The sequence below is a fragment of the Robertmurraya korlensis genome (assembly GCF_023715225.1).
Lineage (GTDB): Bacteria > Bacillota > Bacilli > Bacillales > Cytobacillaceae > Robertmurraya_A.
Window position 1 is genome coordinate 89,337 of sequence record NZ_JAMBNS010000001.1, and the last position, 13,202, is coordinate 102,538.

At 38.7% G+C, this 13,202-nt stretch carries 10 protein-coding genes and 1 other annotated feature; of the genes, 6 read left to right on the forward strand and 4 right to left on the reverse strand.

Going from position 1 to position 13,202, the window contains the following annotated elements:
- The first annotated feature begins 205 nt into the window (after nucleotides 1-205).
- From M3175_RS00530 to motS, 4 genes are all read left to right on the forward strand, one after another.
- Nucleotides 206-1,282 carry a bifunctional 3-deoxy-7-phosphoheptulonate synthase/chorismate mutase gene (locus tag M3175_RS00530; protein WP_251513480.1) on the forward strand — a complete coding sequence of 359 codons (1,077 nt, stop codon included), beginning with the start codon at nucleotides 206-208 and terminating at the stop codon, nucleotides 1,280-1,282.
- Between the two features lie 236 nt (nucleotides 1,283-1,518).
- On the forward strand, nucleotides 1,519-2,517 hold the full coding sequence (gene ccpA / locus M3175_RS00535) for a catabolite control protein A (protein ID WP_251513482.1): 999 nt from the start codon (nucleotides 1,519-1,521) through the stop codon (nucleotides 2,515-2,517).
- A gap of 60 nt (nucleotides 2,518-2,577) precedes the next feature.
- Entirely contained in the window at nucleotides 2,578-3,396 is an 819-nt protein-coding gene (gene motP, locus M3175_RS00540) for a flagellar motor protein MotP (protein ID WP_251513485.1), read from the forward strand.
- Nucleotides 3,383-4,111: a flagellar motor protein MotS gene (gene motS, locus M3175_RS00545; protein WP_251513487.1), complete on the forward strand. Its 729-nt coding sequence runs from the start codon at nucleotides 3,383-3,385 to the stop codon at nucleotides 4,109-4,111. Before motP ends, motS begins: the two co-directional genes overlap by 14 nt.
- A gap of 21 nt (nucleotides 4,112-4,132) precedes the next feature.
- Here the strand turns inward: motS and M3175_RS00550 are convergent, their stop codons facing one another.
- The 3 genes from M3175_RS00550 to M3175_RS00560 are packed head-to-tail and all read right to left on the reverse strand — an operon-like array spanning nucleotide 4,133 to nucleotide 6,640.
- Entirely contained in the window at nucleotides 4,133-5,311 is a 1,179-nt protein-coding gene (locus M3175_RS00550; RefSeq protein ID WP_251515195.1) for an acetoin utilization protein AcuC, read from the reverse strand.
- Nucleotides 5,308-5,955: an acetoin utilization AcuB family protein gene (locus M3175_RS00555; protein ID WP_251513490.1), complete on the reverse strand. Its 648-nt coding sequence runs from the start codon at nucleotides 5,953-5,955 to the stop codon at nucleotides 5,308-5,310. Before M3175_RS00555 ends, M3175_RS00550 begins: the two co-directional genes overlap by 4 nt.
- 52 nt (nucleotides 5,956-6,007) lie before the next feature.
- Complete coding sequence (locus M3175_RS00560; RefSeq protein ID WP_251513493.1) at nucleotides 6,008-6,640, reverse strand: GNAT family N-acetyltransferase; 633 nt, start codon at nucleotides 6,638-6,640, stop codon at nucleotides 6,008-6,010.
- Between the two features lie 208 nt (nucleotides 6,641-6,848).
- On the opposite strand from M3175_RS00560, the gene acsA reads away from it, so the two are divergent.
- Nucleotides 6,849-8,567 (forward strand): acetate--CoA ligase, encoded by a 1,719-nt coding sequence (gene acsA / locus M3175_RS00565; RefSeq protein WP_251513495.1) that lies wholly within the window; start codon nucleotides 6,849-6,851, stop codon nucleotides 8,565-8,567.
- A gap of 41 nt (nucleotides 8,568-8,608) precedes the next feature.
- On the opposite strand, the gene M3175_RS00570 is transcribed toward acsA, so the two are convergent.
- Entirely contained in the window at nucleotides 8,609-11,482 is a 2,874-nt protein-coding gene (locus M3175_RS00570) for a transglycosylase domain-containing protein (RefSeq protein WP_251513498.1), read from the reverse strand.
- 144 nt (nucleotides 11,483-11,626) lie between these two features.
- Nucleotides 11,627-11,854: a binding site (T-box leader), on the forward strand.
- Between the two features lie 56 nt (nucleotides 11,855-11,910).
- Here M3175_RS00570 and tyrS point away from each other — a divergent pair.
- A complete protein-coding gene (tyrS, locus tag M3175_RS00575; protein WP_251513501.1) occupies nucleotides 11,911-13,170 on the forward strand; it encodes a tyrosine--tRNA ligase in 1,260 nt (419 codons plus the stop codon).
- Nucleotides 13,171-13,202 lie beyond the last annotated feature (32 nt).

The window sequence follows — 13,202 nt, forward strand, 5'->3', positions numbered from 1 at the left end:
AAGAATCTACTTTAATACTTAAAAGCGTTTAATTATTAAAGAAAATTGCGTGACATTTGAAAATATTTCATATATAATTACTCTAACTTATATAGAAATGTAACACACTTTATGAAGCGGATAAAGAACAATCCTTGTTAGGCTTGTCATTTCGCATGTAATAAAGCATTGTTTTCAAATCTACTATTCAAAGGGGCGAGAAATGATGAGTAATGTTGAGTTAGATCAGCTTAGGGACCGTGTTGACGAGTTAAATGTTGAGCTTTTAAAGTTAATTAATGAAAGAGCTAGACTTGTTCAAGAAATTGGACGTGTAAAGGAAACACAAGGGGTATTCCGTTACGATCCAGTTCGTGAAAGAAGCATGCTTGATATAATTAAAGAAAACAACGATGGACCTTTCCAAAATTCTACGGTTGAACATATCTTCAAAGAAATCTTTAAGGCTGGATTAGAGCTTCAAAAGGATGATCATAGCAAAGCATTGCTTGTGTCTCGTAAGAAGAAAGCTGAAGATACAATTGTTGAAGTAAAGGGAGAAAAAGTTGGCCATGGTATTCCACAATTAATTTTCGGACCATGTGCAGTTGAGTCATATGAGCAGGTTGCTGCTGTTGCTGCTTCTATTAAAGAAAAAGGATTAAAATTCATGCGTGGTGGAGCATACAAGCCTAGAACTTCACCTTATGATTTCCAAGGACTTGGTCTAGAAGGATTAAAAATTTTAAAAAGAGTAGCTGACGAGTACGATCTAGCTGTAATTAGTGAAATCGTAAGCCCAGCTGACATAGAGAAGGCAGTTGACTATATTGATGTCATCCAAATTGGTGCACGTAATATGCAGAACTTTGAGCTTCTAAAAGCAGCAGGTGCTGTAAATAAGCCGGTTCTATTAAAGCGTGGACTTGCTGCAACGATTGAAGAATTTATTAATGCAGCTGAATACATTATGTCTCAAGGGAATGGGCAAATTATTCTTTGTGAGCGTGGTATTCGTACGTATGAAAGAGCTACAAGAAACACATTAGACATTTCAGCGGTTCCAATCTTAAAGCAAGAAACACATTTACCTGTTCTTGTTGACGTTACACACTCAACTGGTCGTAGAGATCTTCTTCTTCCAATGGCAAAAGCAGCTCTTGCTGTAGGTGCAGATGGAGTAATGGCAGAAGTTCATCCAGATCCTGCAGTGGCCTTGTCGGATTCGGCTCAACAAATGAACATTGATCAATTTAATGCTTTCTACAAAGAAATTCAAGCTTCTAACTTAGTGCGTGTATAAGAAATAACACAAGAAACCGACTTATGAGAGCTTATCATGGTCGGTTTTTTTGCGTTTTCCAACGTAAAATTGTTTTTTTTGTTAAATAGATAGCCTTTACATTGCGACAATTCACTATGTGAAGTATGATAATGATACATAAATAGACAAGTTTCGATTTTTATATAATGGTTAAAAATTACAGACTTGCAGTAAAATAAACGTAAAGTTAGGACGTATATAGAAGGAGTGGTATTGTGAACGTAACAATTTATGATGTAGCACGTGAAGCAAATGTTTCCATGGCTACAGTGTCACGTGTTGTGAATGGTAATCCAAATGTAAAACCAGCTACAAGAAAGAAAGTCTTAGAAGTGATTGAAAGATTAGGGTATCGTCCAAATGCCGTAGCAAGAGGATTGGCTAGTAAAAAAACAACAACGGTTGGGGTAATTATCCCAGATATCTCAAATCCGTTTTTTGCAGAACTTGCTCGTGGTATTGAAGATATTGCAACGATGTACAAATACAACATTATCTTAAGTAACTCAGACCAAAATAAGGACAAGGAGTTACACTTATTGAACACTATGCTTGGAAAACAAGTAGATGGAATTGTGTTTATGGGTGGAAATATTTCTGAGGAACATGTGACAGAATTTAAAAGATCTCCAGCTCCAATTGTTCTTGCTGGCTCGTTGGAAGATTCTGAACAAGTACCTTCTGTAAATATTGACTATGAGCAAGCTACGTATGATGCTGTAAATACCTTTATTGAAAAAGGACATAAAAGAATTGCCATGGTAATCGGTCCCTTCCATGAACCAATTAACAAAGAGAAGAAGTTAGTAGGCTACCAAAAGGCATTAGAGGCAGCTGGAATTCCAGTTGATGAAGCTCTTGTTGTAGAGGGAGATTATACGTACGATTCAGGTATTGAAGCATTCGATAAGTTAATCGAACTTCCTGAAAAGCCAACAGCTATCTATGTTGGTTCTGATGAAATGGCTGTCGGAGTTGTGCATGGAGCACAAGATAAAGGGTACAGCGTTCCTGATGACTTCGAAGTGATTAGCTCAGACAATACAAGAATTTCTCTCATGGTAAGACCACAACTAACAACGGTTATCCAGCCTTTGTATGATATCGGTGCAGTTGCGATGCGTTTGCTAACGAAATTTATGAATAAGGAAAAAGTCTCAGAACATACAGTAGTACTTCCGCACCGAATTGAGCTTAGAAGCTCAACAAAGTAAACATTTTGTCGATATGTAAGGTAGTGGACAAATTCGTTTATGATAGTTGGGAGAGAAACTATGAAAAAGCTTGATGTTCTAACACCTATCGGATTATCGATAGGTGTAATTATGCTGTTATTTGGAATTGTATACAACGGGGGAATAAGCGGACTATTATCATTTGTTGACCCTGCATCATTGCTTATTGTTATAGGAGGACTACTTTCAGGCTTGCTTGTCAGCTTTTCTTTAAAAGATATAAAGCAGATGATCAAAGTTATGAGACAGTCTTTTTCTTCTGACGAAAGAAAGCTTCAAGATTTGATTGATACCTTTGTCCATTTATCGGGCAAAGCGAGAAGAGAAGGTCTCCTTTCACTTGAAATGGAGATTGATCAAGTAGAAGATCGTTTTTTACGAAAAGGGATGTTATTAGCTATTGATGGAACCGATCCAGATGTTATTCAAGATATTCTATTAGCTGAAATTTCAGCGATGGAAGAACGGCATAGAAAGGGAAGGGCGATTCTCGAAAAGGCTGGTGATTATGCTCCAGCTTGGGGGATGATCGGGACATTAATAGGGCTTGTTCTCATGCTCAAAAATTTAAATGATCCATCTACCCTTGGACCTAATATGGCAATCGCTTTATTAACAACATTATATGGATCCTTGCTTGCGAACCTTGTATTTATTCCTATAGCAGCAAAACTAGAGTTGAAGACAGAAAAAGAAGCTTTTATAAAACAGGTTATTGTTGAAGGGGTTATCGGTGTTCAATCAGGACAAAATCCAAATCTTCTTCAAGAGAAGCTAAGTGCATTTTTGTCTGAAGAAGAACGTGAAGCCAAGGAAAAAGAGTTAAATAGCGAGGCTTTAGATGATGAAAATTACTAAAAAACATCGGCAGCACCATAAAGGGGCACCACGTTGGATGGTAACTTTTTCTGATTTAATAACACTTGTACTAGTCTTTTTTATTCTTTTATTTTCTATGTCGCAAATCGATCTGATTAAGTTCCAAGCACTGGCTGACTCGATGAGAGATAAGCAATTCTTAGATTTTTATCCGTCTATTGTACCGCTCGAAGGAGAGGGTGAGTCGGATCTAGAAGAGAATAATGACTCTGCTCAAAGTTTAGATAATCTTTTGGAAGAGGTTCAATCCTATTTAGATGATAACGGATTAAACAACGTTATCATTGCCAATCGAACAGAACGTGGCGTTGTATTAGTACTTCAAGAACAAGCTTTGTTTCAATCAGGAGAAGCAGAGATTCTAAATGAATCAAATGCCTTTCTCGACAAAGTAGGAGCGTTGCTTGGAGAGATGCCAAATCTTGTGAAGGTTGAAGGACATACTGATAATCGACCAATTACAACTGATCGTTATCCATCCAATTGGGAACTTTCTGCAGCAAGAGCTGGGTCAGTCATCAGATATTTAATTGAAAACTTTCAGCTTGATTCAACCCGGTTTATTGCTGTTGGATACGGTGAGACAAGGCCGATTGTTCCAAACAACAGTGAGGAAAATTGGCAAAAAAATCGTAGGGTTGAGATTGTCATCTCTGATCCAAAATACAATGCAAATGAAATAGCTGATAAATAAGAAAAAGGCTGAGTAATCGTTTCAGCCTTTTTCTATACTCTTTTTATTGTTACGAATTGGATATAATGCTTTTTCGACTGTTTGTGCATTTTTTTCAGTAATTTCAGCTTTCCGAGGAATGGGTGGATATAAATCGCTTGGGTCCTCCCATTTTTTTGGTAGTGGGACAGAGGCTTTTGATTGCCATGCTTGAATCCATTCTGTAGGTAATGGATGCTTTAAAAGTTCTAAGTTATTGGTCATTTCAAGCCAGAGTAAGCCCCAAGCTCTAGGAACAACTCTCCAAATATCATACCCCCCACCACCAACAGCAATCCATCTCCCTTCACAATACTGATGAGCTATACGATGGGCAAGTTTAGGGATTTCACGATAAATGTTCATAGTAGCTGATAAATGGGTTAAAGGGTCCAAATAATGAGAATCAGCGCCATTCTGGGTTACGATCACATCTGGTTTGAAAAAAGCAGCCACTTCTGTTAATGAGGTGGTATACGCTTCAAGCCACGATTCATCTTCCGTAAAGGCATCAACAGGGATGTTGAAGGAAAACCCATAGCCTTTACCCTGACCTCTTTCATTCACATTCCCGGTACCAGGAAATAAATATCTCCCTGTTTCATGTATCGACAATGTACAAACATCCGGGTCATCATAAAAGGTCCATTGTACCCCATCACCATGGTGAGCATCGGTGTCCACATAAAGAACTCTTGCATGGTATTTTTCTTGAAGATACTTGATAGCTACGGAACTATCATTATAAACACAAAAGCCAGAAGCCTTTCCTTTAAAACCGTGATGTAATCCACCACCAAGATTCAGTGCATGTTTGGCTTTCCCTGACATAACATAGTCAACAGCGGTCAATGTTCCACCAACCAGCCAGGAACTTGCATCATGCATATCGGGAAAAATGGGAGTATCATCTGTTCCAAGGCCATAATTTTCTGCTTTTTCGCTAGAGAGTTGGCCGAGACTAGCAAGTTTTACCGCATTAATAAAACTAGGATCATGAATAAGCTGTAATTCTTCATCGCTAGCTTTCCTAGGTTGAATTATTTGATGATCAGATAGAGCATTCAGTTTTTTTAATAGATCTAACGTGATTTTTAGGCGAAGCTGATTAAAAGGATGATTGGAATGAAATTTGTATTTTAGTTGTTCTTCAGAAAAGATAAAAACAGAATCATGAATCATGTCGTAATCCCTGGCAGATTGGGCCATAGGACCGTATATCCTGCTTGTTTTAATTCGGTAATGAGAGTAACCGGATTCATCGTTTGTACTCTCAATACAAGAATTTTATAGTTTTCATCCTTTTTGTCTGGATAGACCAGCACGCTAAGTAAATTGGCTTTTCGCTTACTAATTACTGCAGTAACTTCACAAAGCATTCCAGCTCGATTAGGTACTTTTACTTCTATTTGAGAACCAGGCTGATGGGCTCCAGTTAATTGAACCAACGTATGTAACAGATCTGTTTCAGTTACGATCCCGACAAGTTTTTGATCTTTTACGATAGGGACACAGCTTATATGGTGTTCATAAAAAACCGCTGAAATTTCTTCTACAAAATCTAAAGGGTGCCCAGTAATTATATTGGTTCTCATAATTTCTTTTACTGGTTTTTGAAGTACATCCCTGTGTTCTGATGAATAAAAAATGGAAGGCGTTGCATCCTTAATATCACGGTCTGTCACTAATCCGAGGATCTGATTGCTTTTATCTATTACTGGAAGATGTCTAATTCGTTTCGTTTTCATCATTTGAATGGCGTCTGCTATCGTGCTGTCAGAGGTTAAAGTTGAGACGTCAGATTTCATAATCTCTTCGACTATCATACTATTTTCTCCCCTTCTATGAATACATCACTCTCTTGAAAATAGCAAAGAGCTAGTACATAAAACGATTCATGAATCTTAATCGATCAAATTTCTCAATCGACTCATTGGGAACACGTTTACCGATCTTAGCCATGAGGCAGTTTGCTGGATGAGAGCTAATTTCAGGGTCATCAGTTGCAAAATATTCTAAACCGCCGGCATTCATCATTTTTTCCATGATTTTGCGATACTCCCACACATTCAAGCCAGTACCTTTCAAATCCCAGTGCCAGTAGTATTCGGTTGTAATAGTAATGAAATCCTCCATTGCATCATCCATCATGGAGACGATAAGTAAGTTTTTCCCTACACTACAGCCTCGGTATTTAGGAATAACTTCAATCGCACCTAACTCAATTAGGTCTTCCATATTTCCTTCAGACCAACGCTCGAGAGGATCTGGATATAAATAGGTAACATAACCAACAATCGTATGACGGTCCCTCGCTACAATAATCCTTCCTTCTGGCAGGGCAGCGATTTCAATTAGTGCTTGATGCTGTTGCGCTGGGGGGCGAAAAGCAACTAAGTCATGATGAAACTCATAACCAGATAAGGCTTCAGGAGAAATAGGACCTTCAATAATCAAATCCCCATGGGGCGTTTTTAATTTTTTTGCATTATATATTTTAATATGTTCCATCTATACACCACCCAATGAAAATCGTACCTTTTGTAATCAATATTATACATGAAAATCACTAAATTTAAGCGCTTTCACTAAATTTTCTGTTAAATTTAAAAAGATTTTGTGACATAAATATTTTCCTAAACAAATATTTTAAAAATTGAGAAAAAGATTTTGCTGTTATATAATAACAGTAAGCATGAACAAAGGGGGATACGGTTAGATGAAAGTGGAAGCGCTATCTGTAGTCAATGGGGTATTTAATCTAGGAAACTATGATCAAATGTACAAGCAATTCGACTGGCAAGAAGTGGAGAAAGAATTTTCGTGGTCTGAAACAGGTCGAGTAAACCTTGCGTATGAAGCGATTGACCGACATGCAGAATCCTACCGTAAAAACAAGGTAGCTCTTTACTACCGAGATTCAGATCGTAATGAAAAGTACACGTTTAAAGAAATGAAGCAATTCTCGAACAAAGCTGGTAATGCATTAAAATCATTTGGAGATGTGGAAAAAGGGGACCGTGTCTTCATTTTTATGCCGAGATCACCAGAATTGTATTTTGCTGTTTTAGGAGCAATCAAACTAGGAGCGATTGTCGGTCCATTATTTGAAGCATTTATGGAAGGTGCGGTTCGAGATCGTTTGGAAGACAGTGAAGCAAAGGTTCTTGTGACAACACCAGAACTTCTTGAGAGAGTCCCAGTAGATGAACTTCCTGCTTTAAAAACAATTTTCTTGGTGGGAGAGAATATTCAAGAAGAAGGTAAGTTTATTGATTTTAAAAAGAGATTCCAAGAGTCAAGCAGCAAGCTAGACATTGAATGGGTAGACCGAAGAGACGGACTCATTCTCCACTATACATCAGGGTCAACAGGAAAACCAAAAGGGGTCCTGCATGTACATAATGCAATGATTCAACACTATCAAACGGCAAAGTGGGTATTAGACCTAAAGGATGACGATGTGTATTGGTGTACAGCGGATCCAGGTTGGGTAACTGGTACTTCCTATGGAATCTTTGGTCCATGGCTAACCGGAACATCTAATGTCGTTGTAGGTGGCCGCTTCAATCCAGAAACATGGTACAAAATGATTGAAGAATACGGCGTTAGTGTTTGGTATAGTGCTCCAACCGCCTTTAGAATGCTGATGGGTGCGGGGGATGAAGTGGTAAAACGCTTTGACTTAAGTAGTTTAAGGCATATTTTAAGTGTGGGTGAGCCATTAAACCCAGAGGTTGTTCGTTGGGGAATGAAGGTATTCCAGCTTAGAATTCATGATACATGGTGGATGACAGAGACGGGTGCTCAATTAATTTGTAATTACCCTTGTATGGAAATCAAGCCAGGTTCAATGGGAAAACCAATTCCAGGGGTAAAAGCAGCAATCGTTGATGACCAAGGAAATGAACTGCCTCCATATAGAATGGGCAACTTAGCCATTCAAAAAGGCTGGCCATCCATGATGCATACCATTTGGAAAAATGAGCAGAAATACGAGTCATATTTTATGCCGGGGGGTTGGTATGTGTCCGGTGACTCTGCATATATGGATGAAGATGGTTATTTCTGGTTCCAAGGAAGAATTGACGATGTCATTATGACATCAGGTGAACGTGTTGGACCATTCGAAGTGGAAAGCAAACTCGTGGAACATCCAGCAGTTGCTGAAGCAGGTGTTATTGGGAAGCCAGATCCAGTAAGAGGAGAAATCATTAAGGCATTTGTTGCCTTAAGAGATGGATACGAAGTAACAGAAGAGTTAAAGGAGGATATCCGTCAATTTGTGAAAAAGGGGTTAGCGGCTCATGCAGCGCCTCGTGAAATTGAATTCCGAGATAAACTTCCGAAAACAAGAAGTGGTAAAATAATGCGCCGCGTCTTAAAAGCGTGGGAGTTAGATTTACCAACTGGGGATCTTTCTACAATGGAAGATTAAGAAAAAAGCAATCCTCTCTTCATAGAGGATTGCTTTTTATGTTATCCATTTGAACCATTACCACCGTTATTACCAGGATTTGTTCCGTTACCATTTCCTGAACCAGTTTCACCACCTGTACCAGGGTCTGTACCCGTTTCAGTTCCAGGATCAGTTGCTGGTGGTTCAGCAGGCTTTTCCTCTTCTTTTGGCCCGATTAAAGCCTCATTTGAAGGTGCTGATTCTTGTCCAGCAATGTCAACCGCGGTTACATAATACTTCCCGTTTCCACCACTAAATGAAAGTGCCGTGCCGGTCTTAATACTAGCAACTTTATTTCCGTTCAAATACACACGATATCCAACAATATCATTTTCAGGGTGAGAACCCCAAGTAATTTGATTGCCATTAACACCTATTGATAATGGAGATGACGCCTTTCCATTATCTGAAAGTTTATCATCTGGAAGAAGAATGTTGGCCCAATTGCTATTATTCTTTTTCGGAATCAGGTTTTGTACTCCTGTCTTAATTCCAAAGAGTTTTTCAATATAATCTGGGTTTAATATCATTCCTGTTTGCGCAAACTCAGCTGGAGTTGAATCTAGTGCCAAGTACTTTTTATCTCCGATAGTTACATATTTTCCTTGGACTAAGCTATCATCAACAGTTGTCGGTACGTATTTCGCATTAAATAAGTCGGTTTGAACGAGTCCAGCCTTTGAACATGCATCTGAAGGGAGCAGACCAGAAATACCACAGAATGAACGTCTTACAATTCCACCAGGCATGTTAAAGCTTTCAGCAGGGTCAATTAAACCAGGATTTACATCATAAGCTGCATTCAACAAGTCAGCCCATAGATAGTTGTTTCGTAAACTATAATTGAGGCCAGATGATTTTAGAGATTTTGGTGTATCATACCCGTTCCAAATACCAAAAGAAACATTTGGATTTACCGCAACGAACCAAGCATCGTGGAAATCTGTTCCTGTACCAGTTTTTCCAGCCCAATCCGATGAAAACTTAAGTCTACTTTTAACGGAAGTAGCTGTTCCCATATTAATGACATCACGCATCATATCAATTGTGAGGTAAGCGGTTTGTGGACTGAATACTTCCACCGGTTTTACTTCATGTTGATAAATCACATTTCCGTCTTTATCAACGATTTTTTCAATCATATAGGCATCAATAAACTGCCCACCGTTAGCAAAAGTACCAAATGCATTAGTGTTTTCTTCAACGGTTACTCCATTGTCCAATGATCCAATAGCCGTTGACAATTGTTCATAGTCACCAGGAGTTAAAGAGGAGAATCCCATCTTTTTTAAGTATTCCGCTGGTCTCTGACCAATAATATCTTTGTATAGTTTTACAGCAGGAACGTTAAATGATTTAGCTAAAGCATATCTCGCAGTGACCAGTCCACTATAGCTCTTATCATAGTTCGTTGGCCAAGGACGATTAATTCCTGGTGCTAATCGTAACGGTACATCAGGTAAAATACTACCTGGTGAAGCCTTTCCGAGCTCAAAAGCTGGAGCGTAAACAAGCAGCGGCTTCATCGTTGACCCGTTTTGACGAATGGCATTCGTAGCATGATTCAGTTGTGAGTCTTCAGAATACTCTCTACCACCTACGAAACTTAAGATCTTACCGGTTTTGTTTTCAATAAGTATCGCACCTACTTGGACAGGTTCCATAATGGTTACTTCTTCCCCAGTTTCAGGGTCTATCACCGTTTCTGCCTTGTCCGGCCCATAGTTTTGATACTCATTTTTCACCTTATCCATTACATCATAAATATTCTTATCAATCGTAGAGTGAATTTCATACCCGTTACGACGGATATCTCGGTCTGCTAATGTTTGGTATTCTTCAAACAAAGCATTGTCATTTTGTAAGTCTTCTTCTGTATAACCATCTTTTTCGGCAAGAATTTTAGCAAGTATGTCTATGGCTCTTTTTTCGATTTCAAAGGTAACCCATGGGTATTGCTCTATAGAGCTTGTCCCAGCTGGAATAAAATCCTTTGTCACGTCATAGGTTAATGCTTCGTCATATTGATCTTTTGTAATCGAGTTATTTTCGTACATTCTTTGTAAGACGGTTTTCATTCTTGTTAACCCTGGCTCAAGGTTCTTTTTTAGCTCTCCTTTATTGGTAAAAGGAGTGTAGCCAAAAGGACTTTGTGGCAAACCAGCAATGAAGGCTGCCTGCGGAAGCGATAATTCCTTTGCACTAATCCCGAAAAGTCCCTTTGCCGCAGATTGGACCCCTGCAATATTTCTTCCAGAGGAATTTCTACCAAAGGTCGATACATTTAAATACGCTTCCAAAATTTCTTTTTTGTCAAAAAACTTTTCCAGACGTAGAGCAAGAAGAATTTCTTTCGCTTTGCGCTCAAAAGAAATCTCATTTGTAAGGATTTGATTTTTAATAAGCTGCTGTGTTAACGTACTTCCTCCAGACTGAACAGAGGAGTTGGTTACCTCTTGGAAAAGTGCGCGTAGAATTGCCTTAGGAACTACTCCGTCATGTTCATAAAAGTATTCGTCCTCAGTAGCAACGACCGCTTTTATTAGGTAGTCGGACACTTCATCTAATTTTACTTCTTCTCTCTCTAAATCCGTTCGAAGCTTTCCGAGGTATACATCATTTGCAAAATAAAGAGATGATGTTTCTTCATAGTTGTATATATCTTTCTTCATACTTTCGTAAGTTCGGATAGGTTCGTTTTTTGTCAATGATGCGAAGTAGCCTGCTCCAACACCACCTGCAAACGCTCCACCAAGTAGAATAATAATAAGTAATATTAAGGTCAGGTTCCAAACTACTTGATAGGTAATGCTCGCACCTTTTACTGTTTTTTTATTTGTAAAAAGTTGAAGCAATGTCCTCAGTTTTTCTTTCCAATTACGTTCTTCATTCATTGGCAACATTCCCCCTAAAATCAAGTTATATTATACCACAAAAAGGCTATCAAAAAGGGGAATCCTGTCGTTTTATGAGAAATTACCTTAAATTGGATTGACAATAAAGGTTCCTTTATGTTAAAAATGCTAATAACACCTAAATATTTAGCCTTGACGGGAATTAGTAGCTGTTCTATCTCTGTTAAAGAAAGCTGACGGTTGATGCGAGTCAGTACATGTAGAATAACGAATTACCTCCCTGAGCATTTACTGTGAACCTGTAATTAAAGTCAGTTATAGCAGTAAACGGTTATTCCGTTATCTTTTTAAGTGGAGGAGCTTATGTTCCTCAAGTTGGGTGGTACCGCGATTATATAAGTCGTCCCTTCGAATCTTATGATTCGGAGGGTTTTTTTATTTTTCTCATAATTAAGGAGGATCTTTGTATGGATTTATTACAGGACTTACAGTGGCGAGGAATCGTCTACCAACAAACAGATGAAGAAGGTATTAAAGACGTTTTAGATAAAGAGAAGATTTCTTTGTACTGTGGTGTGGATCCCACAGCTGACAGCATGCATATTGGTCACTTGCTACCGTTTTTAACATTAAGACGTTTTCAACAAGCTGGGCACCGACCAATCGTATTAGTTGGTGGAGCAACAGGACTAATTGGTGATCCAAGTGGAAAAAGCGAAGAGAGAAAACTGCAAACACTTGAACAAGTACAGTTGAATGTAGAGGGAATCAAAGGTCAGTTGAATCGACTATTTAATTTCGAGGGTGAAAATGGCGCAGTTATGGTGAATAACTACGATTGGGCTGGCTCCATGGATATCGTTACGTTTTTACGTGATTTTGGAAAGCATGTGGGAGTCAATTATATGTTGGCGAAGGATACTATTTCCTCACGTTTAGAAACCGGAATTTCGTTCACTGAATTTACGTACACTATTTTACAAGCCATGGATTTCTACTACCTGCATAAAAACCATGAGTGTAGAATTCAAATCGGTGGAAGCGACCAATGGGGGAATATCACAACTGGACTTGAGTTAATCAGAAAGATGTCACCAGAAGGATCCAAAGCTTTTGGTTTAACCATTCCACTAGTGACAAAAGCTGACGGAACGAAATTTGGTAAAACGGAAGGTGGAGCTGTTTGGTTAGATCCAGAAAAAACGTCACCGTACGAGTTTTACCAGTTCTGGATTAACACGAGTGATGCAGACGTTGTGAAATACTTGAAGTTCTTTACATTTCTATCTAAAGAAGAAATTGAAGAGCTTGAAACAGCCGTTCAAGAAGAGCCGCATCTTCGTAAGGCACAAAAAGCTTTAGGTGAAGAAATGACTCGTTTAATTCATGGTGAAGATGCATACCAACAAGCCATTCGAATTTCCGCCGCTTTATTTAGTGGCGATATTCAAAGCTTAACAGGTAGCGAAATTAAACAAGGCTTCAAGGATGTGCCTTCATTTACTTATGAGCAGGGCAGCAGCCTGAATATTGTTGAGCTACTTGTAAATGCGGGGATTGTGCAGTCGAAGCGTCAAGCACGAGAAGACGTGAAAAATGGCGCAATTTCTGTAAATGGAGTCCGTGTGAATGAACTCGAATACACATTAGACGAAAAAGACCGCATTGACGGAGAGTTTACGGTTATTCGACGTGGCAAGAAGAAGTACTTTTTAATTAAATACTAATGTATGTTGGGACCGCTAATAAAGCGGTCTTT